Source organism: Bacillus sp. UNCCL81 (genome assembly GCF_900112535.1).
Lineage (GTDB): Bacteria > Bacillota > Bacilli > Bacillales > Bacillaceae_G > Gottfriedia > Gottfriedia luciferensis_B.
The window spans coordinates 27,080-43,902 of the sequence record NZ_FOMF01000006.1; the positions used below are offsets into that span (position 1 = coordinate 27,080).

At 30.8% G+C, this 16,823-nt stretch carries 15 protein-coding genes and 1 riboswitch; of the genes, 13 read left to right on the forward strand and 2 right to left on the reverse strand.

Annotated features, from left to right (window positions below; translation table 11 throughout):
• Window positions 1-23: 23 nt before the first annotated feature.
• The 13 genes from BM319_RS14020 to BM319_RS14080 all read left to right on the forward strand — a co-directional run bounded on the left by BM319_RS14020 (window position 24) and on the right by BM319_RS14080 (window position 14,273).
• A complete protein-coding gene (locus tag BM319_RS14020; protein ID WP_502686149.1) occupies window positions 24-1,817 on the forward strand; it encodes an ABC transporter ATP-binding protein in 1,794 nt (597 codons plus the stop codon).
• A gap of 45 nt (window positions 1,818-1,862) precedes the next feature.
• Window positions 1,863-3,029, forward strand: coding sequence for a polysaccharide deacetylase family protein (locus BM319_RS14025; protein ID WP_091023287.1), 1,167 nt, complete (start codon window positions 1,863-1,865; stop codon window positions 3,027-3,029).
• Window positions 3,030-3,063: 34 nt separating this feature from the next.
• A complete protein-coding gene (locus tag BM319_RS14030) occupies window positions 3,064-3,939 on the forward strand; it encodes a 6-hydroxymethylpterin diphosphokinase MptE-like protein (protein WP_069033788.1) in 876 nt (291 codons plus the stop codon).
• Between the two features lie 213 nt (window positions 3,940-4,152).
• Window positions 4,153-5,346 (forward strand): protein kinase family protein, encoded by a 1,194-nt coding sequence (locus BM319_RS14035; RefSeq protein ID WP_091023289.1) that lies wholly within the window; start codon window positions 4,153-4,155, stop codon window positions 5,344-5,346.
• Window positions 5,347-5,426: 80 nt separating this feature from the next.
• Window positions 5,427-6,173, forward strand: coding sequence for a 3-deoxy-manno-octulosonate cytidylyltransferase (locus BM319_RS14040; protein WP_069033790.1), 747 nt, complete (start codon window positions 5,427-5,429; stop codon window positions 6,171-6,173).
• Entirely contained in the window at window positions 6,170-7,792 is a 1,623-nt protein-coding gene (locus BM319_RS14045; protein WP_091023291.1) for an aldolase catalytic domain-containing protein, read from the forward strand. The genes BM319_RS14040 and BM319_RS14045 overlap by 4 nt, the downstream gene beginning before the upstream one ends.
• Window positions 7,793-7,804: 12 nt before the next feature.
• Window positions 7,805-8,476 (forward strand): HAD hydrolase-like protein, encoded by a 672-nt coding sequence (locus BM319_RS14050; RefSeq protein ID WP_091023293.1) that lies wholly within the window; start codon window positions 7,805-7,807, stop codon window positions 8,474-8,476.
• A 58-nt stretch (window positions 8,477-8,534) separates the two neighbouring features.
• A complete protein-coding gene (locus tag BM319_RS14055; protein WP_069033793.1) occupies window positions 8,535-9,539 on the forward strand; it encodes a metallophosphoesterase in 1,005 nt (334 codons plus the stop codon).
• A gap of 72 nt (window positions 9,540-9,611) precedes the next feature.
• Window positions 9,612-10,520 carry an LCP family glycopolymer transferase gene (locus BM319_RS14060; protein ID WP_286143768.1) on the forward strand — a complete coding sequence of 303 codons (909 nt, stop codon included), beginning with the start codon at window positions 9,612-9,614 and terminating at the stop codon, window positions 10,518-10,520.
• A 536-nt stretch (window positions 10,521-11,056) separates the two neighbouring features.
• Window positions 11,057-11,827 (forward strand): hypothetical protein, encoded by a 771-nt coding sequence (locus tag BM319_RS14065; RefSeq protein WP_091023296.1) that lies wholly within the window; start codon window positions 11,057-11,059, stop codon window positions 11,825-11,827.
• 90 nt (window positions 11,828-11,917) lie between these two features.
• Window positions 11,918-12,493 (forward strand): hypothetical protein, encoded by a 576-nt coding sequence (locus tag BM319_RS14070; protein WP_091023298.1) that lies wholly within the window; start codon window positions 11,918-11,920, stop codon window positions 12,491-12,493.
• Complete coding sequence (lepB, locus tag BM319_RS14075; protein WP_091023299.1) at window positions 12,493-13,065, forward strand: signal peptidase I; 573 nt, start codon at window positions 12,493-12,495, stop codon at window positions 13,063-13,065. The genes BM319_RS14070 and lepB overlap by 1 nt, the downstream gene beginning before the upstream one ends.
• A gap of 26 nt (window positions 13,066-13,091) precedes the next feature.
• The gene (locus BM319_RS14080; RefSeq protein ID WP_091023300.1) at window positions 13,092-14,273 is read left to right on the forward strand and encodes a hypothetical protein; all 1,182 of its coding nucleotides are present in this window, start codon (window positions 13,092-13,094) and stop codon (window positions 14,271-14,273) included.
• Between the two features lie 98 nt (window positions 14,274-14,371).
• Here BM319_RS14080 and BM319_RS14085 read toward each other — a convergent pair whose 3' ends face one another.
• Both BM319_RS14085 and BM319_RS14090 read right to left on the reverse strand, forming a co-directional pair.
• Complete coding sequence (locus BM319_RS14085) at window positions 14,372-14,692, reverse strand: helix-turn-helix domain-containing protein (RefSeq protein ID WP_069033798.1); 321 nt, start codon at window positions 14,690-14,692, stop codon at window positions 14,372-14,374.
• Window positions 14,693-14,927: 235 nt separating this feature from the next.
• Window positions 14,928-15,058: riboswitch (cyclic di-GMP riboswitch) on the reverse strand.
• Window positions 15,059-16,007: 949 nt separating this feature from the next.
• A complete protein-coding gene (locus tag BM319_RS14090; protein WP_084006878.1) occupies window positions 16,008-16,553 on the reverse strand; it encodes a sigma-70 family RNA polymerase sigma factor in 546 nt (181 codons plus the stop codon).
• Window positions 16,554-16,823: the final 270 nt, after the last annotated feature.

Genomic DNA, 16,823 nt, shown 5'->3' on the forward strand with positions numbered 1-16,823 from the left:
TAGTCTTATTTATTTTTAAAAGGGTGATAAATTTGAAGTCTTCATTAAGTAAATTACTAATGCTTTTTAATAAAAAAGAAAAGAATAAACTTTTAATATTATTTCTCATGATGATAGCTGCAGCAGTATTTGAAACGATTGGAATAGGAGCAATCTTCCCTTTTGTAGGGATATTAACCGATCCAAAAGTAATCAAAGAACAAGCTATTTTATCATTTATTTATAAATTTCTTCATTTTCAATCGGTAAACGGATTCATCGTATTTGCAGGTATAGCACTACTTGCAGTATTTTTTATTAAAAATATATACTTACTAATATTTAACCATTTACAAGTACGTGTCATTTTAAACCAACAAGTTAGATTATCAAGAAACTTGTTTAAAGAATATTTAACGAAACCATATATATTTCATTTACAAAGAAACACATCAGAATTACTTCGCAATATAAATACAGAAATTACTAAAGTATTTCAAGGAATCATCATTTCGGGTTTTCAGTTATTAACAGAAATTCTTGTTACTTCATTTATATTAGTTTTGTTAATTATTACTGCTCCTTTAGCAACAATAATTGCTTCGACTTTACTGGGTGGAAGTGTATTCCTATTTTTTAGGTATTTTCGTAAAAAGATTAGTCGCTTAGGTACTGAACAACAAGAAGTAAATGCTGCTATGATTAAATGGGTAAATCAGGGATTAGGTGCTAGTAAAGAAGTTAAGGTATCGGGTAAAGAAGACTTCTTTGTAAATGCTTTTACTAATCAAAGTCAAAAAAGTGCAGGAAATAGTAGACAATTAAATATATTAAATCAAGTTCCAAGATATTTTATTGAAACAACTATGGTAACAATCGTACTAATCACGATGTTAATAATTGTCTTTAAGGGTAGTAATACTACAAGTCTAGTTTCAACTATGGCACTCTTTGCTATGGCAGCATTTCGTTTAATGCCTTCAATTACCCGTATTGTAGGGTTTATAACTGCGATACGTTATTCAGAACCTGCGTTATCAATCATTTATGAAGATTTATTCCTAAATAAAGATCATCTCATAAATATTGACGATCAAATTAGCAAGGAAAATTCAAAAGTGGTTGATCATAATGATAGAGTTTTCACTCAATCCATTAAATTGAACAATATTTCCTTTAAATATCCTAATCAGAGAGACTTTTCAGTTAAGGATGTATCTTTAACTATTCCAATTGGTCAGTCTGTGGCATTTATTGGTGAATCCGGTGCTGGTAAAACAACACTAGTTGATATCATATTAGGGTTATTCCATCCCGAAAATGGTGAAATCTTAATTGATGGGAATGATTTAAACAATCAAAGAGAACTGTGGAAACAAAAAATTGGTTATATTCCCCAATCAATTTTCCTATCAGATGATACAATTCGAGGAAATATTGCATTTGGATTAGATGAGGACCAAATTGATGAGAGTGCAGTGTGGAGAGCGCTAGAGCAAGCTCAATTAAAGGAATTTGTGAAATCACTTCCTGAACAATTAAACACAACAGTAGGTGAAAGAGGAGTAAGGCTTTCAGGTGGACAACGCCAACGTATTGGAATTGCTAGGGCATTATACCACAATCCAGAAATAATTTTTATGGATGAAGCAACATCTGCACTGGATAATGAAACAGAAAAAGAAATTATGAAAGCGATCGATGGCTTAAAGGGAGAAAAAACTTTAATTATTATTGCGCATCGTCTGAGTACAATTGAAAACTGTGATATTGTTTTCAAATTGAATAAAGGTAGATTAGTAACGGTTGACCATAAATTAAAGCACTCAGTTATTTAATAATGGAAAATATCTAATTTAAACTATTATTAAAGGAGGTACGTGATGTTTAGGAGAGGATTAGAAAAAATAAAAAATAAAGTGGCTGAAACTTGGTATTGGCATGGATTTTATGGGAATTTAATTAGGGAGATGGAAAAGAAAATAGTTCCAAGAGACGAAAAGAATGAAGTTCCTTTCGTAAATAAACCTGGGATTGCATTTTCGTTTGATGACAGTTTTAGAGTAGGACATTGGTATAAATATGGTATGGATTTATTTGGGTATTATGATGTGAAAGTAACATTTAATATTAATGCCTTTCACCAATTTGAGGGTGGAAGGGAACATAATCAAAAGGAAATAGATCAGTTACTAGAATTACAAGCAAATGGTCATGAACTTGCTCACCATAGCTTAAAACACCAAAATGCTAAATCATATATTAATGAATATGGTTTAGCAAAATGGGTTGAAGATGAAATAGAATCATTGTTTAAATGGATGGACAAACACTCTCATTCTAAAACAAAGGAAAAGTTTAAATTACCAGTAACCCATGCATTCCCTTTTGCAGCATATAATGATGAAATGATAAACGAGATCGTCCCGAAGTACTTTAAAGTTGTAAGGGGACATTCATCTACTAATCATTTAACACCTTTCAACCATGCTGGATTTGCACCTGCCGTTTGTATAGACAGTATATTTTTAAAGAATAAAAAGTATATAAAAAGGATTTTGAGGGTTGTTAAGAAAACTGGGCTAAATTTAATTTTAATGTCACATTCTACATTACCAGAAGATATAAAGTGGGAAGATTTTGGATGGGGAGAAGAATCAGACCTTGCTGGAACGTGGAGAACTTCAACAAAATTAATCGAAGAAATTATAAAAGAAGCTAAAGCGCTAGGGTTTGAATTCTATACTACTGCTGAATTAGCTGGAATTGCCACTTTTATAGATAAAAACTTAGAAAGGTGTATCAGACAGCATCTTCATAATCCAAATGTAAAATGGATAACTATTTCTGAATTGAGCTCGATAAAGGAAATAGATTTAAGCGGTCAAAATATTTCAAATTTAGACGGTTTACAATATCTAACTAATTTGGAGAAAGTTAACCTATACGATAATAGTATTGTGGATTATAGGCTATTAGACAGACTTAGTAAGTTAAAAGAAATAAAAATTAATAATGACCATATCGAATCTAAGACAGGGACATATTAACAAACTAATTAAATAAAAAAGGGAATGGGGAACTATGACAATAAAAAAGATCTTAAAAAGTAATAAGGTCACATTGTACTTTTATGATTTTATTAGAAATATTCGATATACTTTTATTCCTATGATTAGACCGGTCATTATACCAAATATTATGTTTAGTATTAATAAATTTTTAAGAGTGAATTGTATTAATAGAAAAAGTCATTTCGAAAAATTAAAAGACATAAAGAATAAACATCTAGGTGAAAGGTGCTTTATTGTAGCAACGGGACCAAGCTTGAAAATTGAAGATTTGGAAAAACTTCGTGGCGAAATTACTTTTAGTATGAATTCAATTTGCCTCGCATTTGACGAAACAGACTGGAGACCAACATATTATGGGATTCAGTGTATTGGAAATTATCTTAGGTTTGAAGAAGATATTAAAAATTTGGATTCAGAATGTAAATTCATTGGTGAACCTATTTTAAAAAGAGCGGAGATCCCAGAAGAATATTATGTTTATCCAATGAACATGTTAAATCATTATTGGCTGCATACGGAGTATAATACAAAGTTTAGCGACGATGCATTTGCAGTAGTGTATGATGGTTATTCAATAGCTTATTCACTTATACAAATTGCAGTTTATATGGGATTTAAAGAAATCTATTTGCTTGGCGCAGATTGCAACTATTCTAGTGATCTAAATCATCATTTTAAAAATTACGATTGCTTTGATCCCACTTATTCAGTTGCCGGAATAAAAATGATTCATGCGTATAGTGTGGCAAAGAAATATGCGGATTCAAATAATATTAAAATCTTTAACGCTACTAGAGGAGGAATGCTGGAGATATTTGAAAGAGTTGATTTAGATGATGTTATAGCGAACAATAAAAGAGAAAAATCTTTACAACCTTTATCATAATTTAATATCCTAAAACACTTAAAAAGTATTATAATCAAATAAAAAATGAAAGGCGTTTAATAAGATGAAAATTTTTGAAATAAGATGTTCTTAATTAAGAAAATAACATTCTCATTAGACTTCTTAATACATTTTTTTAGTGTTTGTTCAAAAGTTGTTTCCAAATATTAAAAATCATTTACTTACAACAATATACAATAGAGGGAGATTTACATGGAGGAGTTTAGATATATTTATGTAGATAATTTTTTATATAGTTCGCTCTACGTTAATCTAGATCAGAGTTTAATTAGTCTTATATACTTCCTATTTTTCAAAGGTAAACCTTTTGGTTTTCTTGAGAGGAAGACAAAAATTCATATTATTAATTTGTGTCTTCCGATTGTTAGACTTATACGCGTTTTGCAATTTACTTATTTATATAAAAGAAAAAAGAACTTAAATAAAAAGTCTCCTGATTTATTTCCGACTCTATCATCAGTATATTGTGGGGACTGTCTCATTTTAGGAGGTCAAGGTGAGTACAAAATAATAAATTTTAGAAAGAAATATGTTACAACTGTATACCCTAATGATTTTCCAAAGAGTGTGATGGAGAATAGGTTTTATAAACTAAAAGAAGCACAAAATTGCAAATTATCACCTAAACTACTAGATTGGGAACTTAATAGTAGGTTTATGAAGGAAAGTTATTTAAATTTAAAGCCCGTATCTTTCAAATTAAATGATATAAAGCATGTTTATTTAGAAACTCTACCTATTTTAAAGGAGATTTTATTAAGTAAAGGTCATCAAAATATATTCTTAGGTCAACATATTCAAAATGTTTCAAAGAGGATTGAGCAATTATTGAGTCCTTTTCTAAATCATAATGTTAGTTTAGTAAATAATATAAAAATTATTTCAGATTTTATTTCGGTAATACATCAAGAGTTGAACAAAGTTGTCTCCCAATCAGAAATTGTTTTAGGATTTTCACATGGAGATTTTTGGGAAGGTAATATTTTGAAAAGTGGAAAAAAATCTAGGGTAATAGATTGGAATACTTTAGAAATCAGAAGTGCTTTTTTTGATTTTTACTTTATTACATTTGATAAAATTTCTAGTATAAACGAGGAAAATCTTTACGAAGTAAGTAGGGAAATTGAAAATGCTTATCAGACTTTTATTCGCAATTATTTAGAGAATCATTTTATAAATTCTAAGTTAGCAGCAGTACTAGTACAGCATTCAGAATTATATAGATATATATTTTACTTAGAATTTATTACACAAAGGTTAGTGGAAAATCCTTTAGGGGAGCAAAAATATTTTAAGTATTTAGCGGATAGAATCAAATTTTTTCAAGTGTTTGAAAGTAAAATATACGAAAATAAATTTAATAATTATTTAGTTGAAAATATTTAGGATGAATTTTATTAGTGAATGTTCTTTTAAATGAACAAATCTTTTTAATATATAAGATGATATCAGGAGGAAGATAATTTATGAAAATCATTGGTGTTATTCCAGCTAGATATAATTCGTCAAGATTCCCAGGCAAGCCTTTAGCAGATATTTGTGGAAAACCAATGATTTGGTGGGTTCATGAACGATTAAAGGGATTAGAGGGACTAAATGAGGTATATGTCGCAACAGATGATCTACGAATTAAAGAAGTTTGTGAAAGCTACGGAATAAAAACGATTATGACTTCTGAAAATCATAAAACACATCTTGATCGTCTATACGAGGTTTCTACATTAATAGATGCAGATTTTTATATTAATGTAAACGGAGATGAACCTTTAATAGAAACTGAAGCGATTAGTAGAATTCTACCTAATGGGGTTGACCCTAATTCCTTATATGTATCAAATTTAATGACAGAATTAAAAAATCCTTTAGAAGCTGTGGACTTCTCCAAAATAAAAATTGCAACAGATGTATTTGGATATGGATTATATTTAGCTCGAAGCCCAATTCCTTACCCAAAGGGGACATACGATTTTTATTATAAAAAGTTTGTTGGGGTACAATGTTTCACAAAAAGTGCATTGGAGTTTTGTTATTCAGCACCAAGAGGCCCTTTGGAAGCAGCCGAAGACATTGATGAGTTTAGATTTATTGAGAATGGCCAAAAGATAAAATTTGTGGAAGCAAATGTGACGACTCTTTCCGTGGATACTCCAAAAGATTTAGATAAAGTGCGAGATATTATAAAAGATCGTTTAGAAAGCGTGGTATTTGAGTGAACAATATAAAGCTACTCGACTGTACTTTACGCGATGGTGGATACATCAATGATTGGAACTTTGGTAAGAGGACGGTTAAAAAAGTAATTGAAAAGTTGACACAATCTAGTATAGACATTATTGAATGTGGATTTCTTAGGGATGTGGATTATGATAATGACACTACAATTTTCAATGATATTGAAAACATCAAAGAACTGATTCAGCCAAAAAATAAAGATACTATTTACGTAGCTATGATTGATCAACCATTCATCTCAATCGATAAAATAAAAGTATATGATGGTACTTCAATCGATGGAATACGATTAACGTTCCATGATAATGAAAAAGAAATTACTGAAGCATTAGAATATGGAAAAATGTTAATTGAAAAAGGGTATAAAGTGTTTATTCAACCAGTTGGTACTACAAGCTACACTGATGCAAATCTGTTAGCTTTGATCGAAAAAGTTAATGAGCTAAAACCATATGCATTTTACTTAGTAGATACACTTGGAATTATGTACAAAAATAATTTACTAAGAATGTACCATCTACTAGATCATAATCTTGATAAAACAATTAACATCGGATTCCATTCTCATAATAATTTACAATTATCTTTTTCAAATGCCCAAGAATTGTTAACGCTGCATACTAAAAGAAAGATAATAATAGATTCTTCGGTATTTGGTATGGGAAGAGGAGCAGGAAATTTATGCACGGAGCTAATTTCTGAGTACATCAATGAAAATATTGAGGAAAAATATAAAATAGTACCGTTATTGGAAATTGTAGATGAACATTTGAGTAGATTTTTTAATGAGCCCAAATGGGGTTATTCCGTTCCCTATTTTATAGCGGCAATCAATAATTGTCACCCTAACTATGCATCCTATTTAATGAATAAACAGACGATTTCTGTTAAGTCAATCAATACAATATTGAGGCAAATCCCGAACAAAAAACGTGATATCTTTGATGAAAATTATATTGAAGATTTATACATAAGTCATCAAATGCAATTGGTAGATGATACAGAAAATTTGAAGAGATTAAGGAAGCTAATTGGTAATAAAAAAGTACTTATTGTAGCACCAGGTAAATCAATCAAAAAAGAAATAGAAAATATTAAAACGTTTATAAACGAAGAAGATCCATTTATTATTAGCATAAATTTTTTACCAAGTGCTTTTAACTGTAACGCCATTTTTATTAGCAATAGTAAGAGATTTAAGAGTATGGAAGATGTAATAAAAGATTTATCATTTGCAACAACTTTAATAACAACATCTAATATTACAAACTTAAAAGTCGATTCATCAATAGTCGTTAATTATTCTGATTTACTGCTAGAAAACTCCTTAATTTCAGATAACGCAGGATTAATGGCTATTAATTTATTAAATCGTTTATTTATTGATCATGTATATCTTGCTGGATTTGATGGATTCAGTCTAAACAAGGCTAAAAACTATTATTCAACAGATTTAATTAACCATATTGAAATGGTCGAGCTTGTTAAGAAGAATGAAGAAATAAAAAATTACTTAGCCAATGTAGAAAAGCATATGGGAATTCACTATGTAACGTCGACGATTTATAAAGATGTTCATTTGTATAGTAAGACATATTAAAGCGGAGGGCATATGAAATATTCTACAATCATTTTTGACTTAGATGGAACATTATTAGATACAGCCCAAGGAATCATGATTGGCGCGAATCATACTGCAATTCTAATGGGGGCACCTGAATTAACAGTTCAACAGCAGAGACGATTTATTGGTCCACCACCTGTCGAATCATTTATGCGAGAGTGCGGTTTTAATGAAGAGAAGGCAAGAGAAGCTGTAAAAATATATCGAAGTAGATATAAAGAAAAGGGTAAATTTGAGGCTAAGCAATATAGCTATATAAAAGAGTTACTATTTTCATTAAAAGAGAAAAAATGTAATACGGCAGTTGCAACGCTAAAGAGGGATGATTTAGCAAAAGAAATATTGGAAAATTTCGAATTGAGTAAGCACTTTGATGTTATTTTCGGGGTCGATGATGCCGATACGCTTAGTAAATCAGATTTAATTTTAATGTGCTTAGAAGAGATAGGGCAAAATGATTTGTCGAAGGTAGTATTGATCGGCGATAGCATGCATGATGCAATTGGTGCAGAGAAAGTGGGAATTGATTTTATTGCCGTGACGTATGGTTACGGATTTGAAAGTAAAGTTAACGCGGATAAATGCAAGAATGTTTATGTAACTGAAAGCGTTGAGGAGCTCTTTGATTTTTTTGAATTAAAGCAGACGATCAAGTATTAATTTCATATGAACGGTGTATCAATACTTTGTATAAAAAGTGGATAATGGAGCGGTTACTTTGAAAAATAGATTAGCAAAAGTAGTTGCAGGGTTAATCATATTATTTATCTTTGCACTAGTAATTTATATAATTTGGGATAATAACCGAATTACAATAGCAAAACAAGATGTCTTAGTAGACCACTTACCAAAAGAATTTGAGGGATATAAAATTCTTCAAATTTCAGACTTGCATAGTAAAGAGTTTGGTAAAAATCAAAGTCGTTTGTTAAAATCCATTAACTCCACCGATTATGACGCCATTGTTTTTACTGGTGATATGATTCTTAAAAGCCAAAGTACTAATATTAAGCCTTTTTATCAATTATTAGAAGGAATACAAAACAAAGAGAATGCCATTTATATACCTGGAAATGAAGATCCAGAGGCATATTATGTAAATTCAAAAGATGTATTAGTAAAAAGTAAGTTCATAAAAGGTATTGAAAAACGTGGTGTCAAATTCTTGGAATCTATTTATTCAGTCAAAAAAAACAATTCCACAATTAACTTCGTTGACTTTGAAACGTCAATCCTGAACGCTTCTCAAAGTGATAAACAAACAAATGGAATCTTCTTACCTGAATATGTACAAACCAAGCAGTATATTGAGCACCGTAAATCATTAATTAAAGAGATGTCCGGTATTAATCAATTAAAAAAGAATGATGTCTTAATTGCGCTTAATCACTATCCTATAGTTGACGCGAGAATTGATAGTCTTTTAAATGATGCAAGTCTGAAGTTTAGAGATCGGAAATACGATTTGATTATTGCTGGACATTATCATGGAGGACAAATTCGTTTACCCTTTATAGGAGCACCATTCGTACCAGAGGGATGGTATAAGTGGGGTGGTCTGTTTCCTCCACAAAACCGCGTTAAAGGTCTTTGGGAGTACAAACATACTAAACAATATGTGAGTACAGGTCTTGGAAGTAGCAATTTTATTCGGTTCCTAAAGTTTCGTTTATTTAACCCTCCTGAAATCAATGTTTTAACATTAAAACAAAAAATTAATTAACAAGACGTTGAAACATATTTTCTTAAATATTGTTTAACTACACTTTAATTTTTACTAAAAGGAGCAATATCCGTGAGCTGGAAAAAAATAATGTTGCGCATTGGAATTGTTTTGACCGTACTGGTATCTATAGCTGGGGCTACTGGATTTTATATTTATCATGAAGTAACGAAAACAACGAGCGTTATCTATCACCCAATAGAAAAGACGGAAAAAAGGGTTGAACCCGTCAGCGTTAAAGAAAAAAATCCATTCTCTGTTTTACTCCTAGGGGTAGACAAACGACCAGGTGACCAGGGGCGATCTGATTCGCTAATGGTTATAACCGTAAATCCTACAAAACATACGACGAAAATTATTAGTATTCCACGTGATACTCGTACTGAAATAGTAGGGAAAAATCGTACTGATAAGATTAATCATGCATTTGCATTCGGTGGTATACAAATGAGTGTAAACACTGTGGAGAAATTTTTAAACATACCTATTGATTACTATTTAGAAGTCAATATGGAGGGGTTTAAAGGCATTGTAGATGCAATTGGTGGAGTAGAGGTTATGAATACACTAGACTTTACAAATGACGGTTATCACTTTAAAAAGGGATTATTGTCTCTAAATGGAGAAAAGGCGTTAAGTTTCTCGCGAATGCGTTACGAGGATCCACAAGGTGATTTTGGACGAGAAGCAAGACAACGTCAAATCATTCAAGAAGTAATTAACAAAGGAACAAAAATTAAAAGTTTAGTGGGTTATAAGGATATATTAAATTCGATTAGTAAAAACCTAGAAACTAATTTAACCCTAGATGAAATGTTTGATATTCAGAAAAGCTATCGAGGTGCCACTGATAGTATTGAACAACAGCAACTAGAAGGAAATGGGAAAATGATCAAGGGAATCTACTATTATTTAGTACCGGAAGAAAATCGTTTAGCACTTTCAAATGAACTACGCGATCAGTTAGGATTAACACAATAGCGTGAATTTTTATGAAGAGAAAGAACCCCGATTTGGTAAATAGTTTAACTATATACCAAATCGGGGTTTTTTGCTTTGTTCAAGATAAGATCTCTAATCTAAAAGGAAAGACTACTCCTCCCATTTATCCCCTGAGGTTTCTACAAATTTCTACATATTAATATTTGCTTATAAATCCGAACGCTACTATAGACCTAGTACATAATCCTGGTTTTTCCATTGAAATATGAAAAAAAATAGAGAATCAACAGTATTTACGTTTAATCATTTCCGTATTTTATGTATAAAAAGAACTAGTTAACAGTGTGATAGTTAGTATAGTTCTGTTTTTACAACAACAATCAACAAATAAATACATTATTCTTCAATAATTGATTAAAAAAAATAATAACATTGTCGTTTTTTATCAAAATAGCACTTTTTATAAAGATTTAACTCAATTGTTAGATTATTTAGTCTTTTGTATAGTTAAATTGTATACGTTCTCATAGGAGAACAAAATACAAACTATATACAATTTAGGGAGAGAGAAAGAGATGAAAAAGGTTAAGAGTAAAGTTGTAATAGGGATTGTATCTGCTGGTTTAGTTATTTCTGGAGGAATCGCATTCGCAAGTACTAACGCAGGGGAGTTATTAACAAACTGGGCTAATTCGAAAACTTCTGATGCAAAAACAGAGCTATCTTCATCATACAAACCAAAATATGATTCTTCAGTTGCAGATATGAAAACTAACGTAAATAATTACAAAGTTAATGCTGCAAACACGATTGAATCAGTAGGAGACGCTCAAACAAAATTGGCAAATCAACAAATTAGTGCGGCTTTAAATGAGCATATTACTGCAATTTCTCAAGCTATGGCTGCTTTAAACATGAGCATTCCTGCTGATTTTGCTAATTATGTTTCAACAACAAATGGTAAAACAACATCTGATTTAAATGCATTAGCAGATACATTAAATAGTAGCTTTAACGCACAGCTTTCAGCGGTTGCTAAAAGTGCGGATTCAAAACTTCAATCTAATTTAAATTCTTCTCGCACAACAGCTGTGAACACTTTAACGCAAAAAATTCAAGATGCTAAAGCTGAAATTACTACACTAATTAATACTCAAGTATCTGATTCTGAAAAAGCTGTTTTAGAGCACTTATCTTCTGAAATTGATCGTATTGAAGCTTCATTAAAAACTGAAATTGACACGCAAAAAGAAGCAGCATTTAAAACTTTAGAAGATACACAATCAAAAACTACTAATGATGCTATTAAAGATATGCAAAATTTAGTGGACGCTATTAATAAATAAGATAATTTACATTATTAGTAGTAAACATGACTTTTAAATTCATAAAATTAAAGAGTTTGTTTTTTTCATGTAGTCATTAGGAGGTAAATTATGCAGAATCATACTGAAAAAACAGAAAAACAAACATGGGTCTCCAAAAAAATTAAAAAGCTTTTAATTGGATCTGTTACGTTAAGTGGTGGTTTACTCATCGCAACGACGTTTTCATTTGCCGATACAAATTTACCTGCAGCAATGACTGCATGGACAAGCCAACAAACTAAACAAGCAAGTGATTATATTATTGGAATGACCGAAGCAGAGTCTACTAAGCAAAAAGCACGCTTAATTCAAGAGGTGCAAGAAAAAGCTAAAGAATCTGCTGATGAAATACAAGAATATGCGACACAAAAAAGCTTAGAATCTCAAGCGGAGCTTCAAGAGTATGGAGATCAATTGATTAAACAAATTGATAGTAAGAACGAAAAAGATGAACAAGAAGCAAAAGCGAGAATTGATAAAATTATACAGAACGCTCAGGAACAAGCAAAAGAAGAAATGAAACAGCAGGTTCCTAAGGTGAACTCAAATAATGGGAATAAATCCAACGAAACATCTGACTCCAAAAATGATGATTCACAAAATACAAACAGCCAAGATCAGTCTAGCGGGGAAGGTCAACAGTAATGAATGCTTCAAAAATTGAAGAACAAAAAGCGGTGGAAGATAAAAACGTACAAACTTTTAGTCAGTCATTATTTGAATGGATGAGGTTCTTTCTATTTTTAAGTATTCTTTTAGTTATTTTACTAAACACAGTTGGACTAACAAAAGTTAGCGGATTTTCAATGTACCCTACTTTAAACGATGGGGATGTAGTCTTTGTGAATAAATTAGCGCGATTTACTCATGATCCTGAACTTGGAGATGTTGCGATTATGAAATTAAGGGCAGAAGGATTTGATGTTGTAAAACGAATAATTGGAGTTCCTGGGGACACAGTTTTTATAAAAAATGGAATTATTTATGTGAATAACAAACCGGTTCCAGAAATCTCTACAAATGGAACTTCTGAAGATATGGATAAAATAACGGTTCCTAAAAACAAGATATTTGTTGTTGGTGATAATCGAGAGCCGGGAATAAGCTTCGATAGTCGAAGTAAAGATTTTGGATTTATACCTATTAATGACATTAAAGGTTATGTACTTGTTTCAATTTTACCTATTCATAAAATAGCAAAACCACTTAAAGTGTAATCTGTCTAATGGAGGCACGAAAGAAAATGGAAAAAAAATCAATGAAAAAGAAAATCGCAGTTGGAATACTGGCTGCTGGAATCTTAACATCTTCTAGTTTAGCGTTTGCATCTACTAATGCCGGGGAGTTATTTACAAATTATGCAGCTCAATTATTAAATGATGCGAAGTCAACGGTTAGTAGCACATTAGGTTCAAAAACTTCAGATATGATTGGGGCATTAAAGAATAAATTAAATGCATATGCTTCTGATACAGAAAACGGCGTTAATAATAAACAAGGCGAGTTAGAACAAGCTGGTGTTAATAAAATTAACAGTCAGTCAGATGAGCATATTAAAGCAATCAACAATGCTTTACCTGGAATTAATCAAAATACTACAGACCAATTTTCGCAGCTAGTAGCACAATTAAATGCTCAAACTACTGCTGGAGTTGAAGGTGAAGTTAACGGGTTAAAACCTGACTTTAGTTCACAAGTTTCAAATGGGCAACAAAAAATTACTGCTGAACAAGCTAAGGCGCTTGATGATTTAGAAGACGCTATAAATGCTGCAAAAGTAACTTTAGGACAACTAATTGATGAGCAAAAAAAATCGACTGATGCAACTGTAAAAACATATTTATCAGATGAAATAAAAAGAGTAACAAATATTATTAACGCTGCAACAGATCAATTAGAGCTTAAGAAAGCAACAGCTCTAGCTAATAAAGCTACATCTATTAAAAATGATACACTTAATGATTTAGATTCTTTAGCTAGTGGATTATATACTCCCCAAAATAGTTTTCTAGCAGACTTTGAAAGTGCAAGTTCACCATTTTCAATTGCTGGTGATTGGGGAAGAATTAATTCAAAAGTAAATGGGAAAACTGACTATTATTTAATTAGCAATAACATTCCTAATAATAGTTCTTCTACTGCTGATGTAACAATTAATGTACCAGATAATGCCTATAACGCATTCCTATCTTTTGATTATTTAGTACTTTCTCAACTAGATAAAGATATCTTAACGATTTCATTAGATGGCAATGTACTAGTTAGTGAATCAGGTACAGATAACCATTGGACAAATAAAAAACTTACTATTCAACCAGGTAAACATGTGTTAAAACTTACTTATGCTAAGGATAAATCTGGCAGGTCTAGTAAAGATGCTGGTTATATCGATAACATTTCTCTAAAGTATGATTTACGTAAATAAATAATAAGAAGTGCGCTCTTCATTTTGAAGTGCGCCCTTCTTATTATTGTGTGAAAAAAAATCTTCAAATTAAAATGGAAACATTTTAATTCGAAGGTTTATTTGCCTTGCTTATACTTATTAAACTCAATAAATTTTAATAATTCATCTTTTGGTATACCTGAATTAATTGCTTCTTGAAGGATTTCCATCCATTCAGAATCAATAATTTTTGTTGGATCAATATCATCTTTCAGGAGGCTTTCTGCCGTTGTATTGAAGACGCCAGCAATTTTTTCAAGTACTTGAATTGAAGGATTGCTTTGTAGATTTCGTTCAATCGAACTTATGTAAGATTTTGCGATACCAGCACGTTCTGCAAGCTCTGTAAGTGACATTCCATGTTGTAAACGTAGTTTTTTAATTCGTTCTCCAATCATATAAGCTACTCCATATCTTTTTGACTATTACAAAAAGTATATCATAGTAGGGAGTAGTTATCCTAGTTTTGACATGAATCTTTAACGCAATTGTAAAGAAATGATCGCACTTCATCAGGACTTATGCCTACTTCAATGCACTCTAGAAGTAAGTCGATCCAGTTTAATTCGGCAGAATGTTTTTCCAATTGACTGTACATGGATAATAGCCTCCTAAAATTAAGGTATAAAATACCTAGGTAACCCTGCTATCTTAGTCCGTTTGATAATAAAAAAATACAGTGAACTAGTTCTTTTTAACTGTATTTACAACTAAGATCAGTGGCTTTGCGTCCCAATCTCTCAATTGGTTTGCCTTTTTCTAGAGAGAGTTCTGGTTGATTTATTACAATTTTTAAAAAATTTATATAACAATTATATAATGAATCCAATACATAGTTTGTAGTAATTTGTAGTTTCAAAAAAAACAATAATATTAATAATATTTCAATTATATTAAAAACATTAGATAAATCAAGGTGTTTTTTTACATTTGAAATAAAAGGAAAAATTTTAAGGAAAAACATTTCGACATATACAAAAAAAATGTCGAAATACCAAAAAAATACTGGAAAAACTTAGTGATTTTAGAATAATATTCTAGAGTAGGCCAAAATGGAAGATTACGTTAAAAAATGTATAAAGTTCTACTTAAAATGGCATAGTTCTTAAATTTGTAAAAGTAGGAGGAAAGTAATGGTTTATTTGGATTTGATTGGAATTTGGATAGATAAACTTAAACTAAAAAATAAAGTAACCAATAAATAGATTACTTTCATGTTGCTGAAAACAACCTTGTCAATTAAATTACCAAATTTTCGTAAAAGGAGTAGAGTGATGTTGATTTCCACTACAGGATGCTCGCTTTCCATGGGGCGAGATTCTTTAGCCTCCTCGGCAAGCCTGCGGGGTCTTTAGCCTTCCCGCTAATCCCATAGGAGTCGAGTACCCCTCCGCTCCAATCAACTTATTCATCGAAAAAAGTCTGCAATAAAATCTAATCAAATTGCCTTTACTTAAAGTAACCTAACAGCTGTTTATTAATCAGTTTGAAAGAATTAATATCGAACATTAATTAAACAATCAATTGAATTTTGTTATTGGTATCATAAAACTGCTCAAACATATTAACAGTTAAAACCATTAGTAGATCATCCAAAAAATGATAATTTCATCATTAATAAATGTTCATTTAATGTCCGTTTTCTCTATTGACCATTTTTTATTTCAACACTCTGAAAGTAACCAATAAATAGATTACTTTATTTTTAAAAGTTTATTTTGAATCTCTTAATCTTTTTAATGCATAACGATAACTAGATCGTACACTAGATTCTTTCATATTTAAATTTTTTGCAATTTGAGGAAATTCGTGATTGAAATAAAAACGTTCAATAAGAATTTGCTTCTGCAAGGGGGAAATTCCATCTAGAAAACTCTTAAAATTAACAAGTGGAAATGCCTCATCAAAATGTATTAAATCTTCTATACCTTGCTCGGAGAATACGTTTCTTTCATCATATTTAATTGCTTTGGATAGCTCGTTTAATAAATAGCCTCTTACTGTAATATAAGCATAACTTGAAAAACTCCCTTTCTCAGTTTGATATTGCTGATAAGCCATCCATAATGCTATTTGACCAATTTGATAATATTCATCAAAATTTTTATATATATGTAACTTCTTCATAGTTGCTTTTATCATTCGGGAATACTGGTTTAAGCATTCCTCGAATGTATTTGGCTTCATTTTTCCTGAAACAACTTGATAGTCTACATGTTCTTCACTATATTTCACGCTTACTGCCTTTCTTAAAGGCATGCCCCCTGAGTGTATTCCGCGGTGAAGTAACTATATAAAAATATAAGAAATATATCATATTTGGATACATCAATTAAGAATAAATAAAATAGAGTGAAACGTGAGTATTGAATTTAAAACGTTAAATTTGCCAGAAATAATGAAATGAAACCTTATCTATTTATATTTTTAAAAGAAGTAAAGTTTACTAAACACTGGAAAAACGGTCATAGAAGTTTCAAAAATAAGAAAAGATAATTTTGGTATAATCGATATGTAAAAAATCCTCAA

What these genes read in the sequence shown, in the direction of transcription:
- BM319_RS14025 (WP_091023287.1), top strand. Translation starts at nt 1,863, where the DNA reads ATGTTTAGGAGAGGATTAGAAAAAATAAAAAATAAAGTGGCTGAAACT.
- BM319_RS14030 (WP_069033788.1), top strand. Translation starts at nt 3,064, where the DNA reads ATGACAATAAAAAAGATCTTAAAAAGTAATAAGGTCACATTGTACTTT.
- BM319_RS14035 (WP_091023289.1), top strand. Translation starts at nt 4,153, where the DNA reads ATGGAGGAGTTTAGATATATTTATGTAGATAATTTTTTATATAGTTCG.
- BM319_RS14040 (WP_069033790.1), top strand. Translation starts at nt 5,427, where the DNA reads ATGAAAATCATTGGTGTTATTCCAGCTAGATATAATTCGTCAAGATTC.
- BM319_RS14050 (WP_091023293.1), top strand. Translation starts at nt 7,805, where the DNA reads ATGAAATATTCTACAATCATTTTTGACTTAGATGGAACATTATTAGAT.
- BM319_RS14065 (WP_091023296.1), top strand. Translation starts at nt 11,057, where the DNA reads ATGAAAAAGGTTAAGAGTAAAGTTGTAATAGGGATTGTATCTGCTGGT.
- BM319_RS14070 (WP_091023298.1), top strand. Translation starts at nt 11,918, where the DNA reads ATGCAGAATCATACTGAAAAAACAGAAAAACAAACATGGGTCTCCAAA.
- lepB (WP_091023299.1), top strand. Translation starts at nt 12,493, where the DNA reads ATGAATGCTTCAAAAATTGAAGAACAAAAAGCGGTGGAAGATAAAAAC.
- BM319_RS14080 (WP_091023300.1), top strand. Translation starts at nt 13,092, where the DNA reads ATGGAAAAAAAATCAATGAAAAAGAAAATCGCAGTTGGAATACTGGCT.
- BM319_RS14085 (WP_069033798.1), bottom strand. Translation starts at nt 14,692, where the DNA reads ATGATTGGAGAACGAATTAAAAAACTACGTTTACAACATGGAATGTCA.
- BM319_RS14090 (WP_084006878.1), bottom strand. Translation starts at nt 16,553, where the DNA reads ATGCCTTTAAGAAAGGCAGTAAGCGTGAAATATAGTGAAGAACATGTA.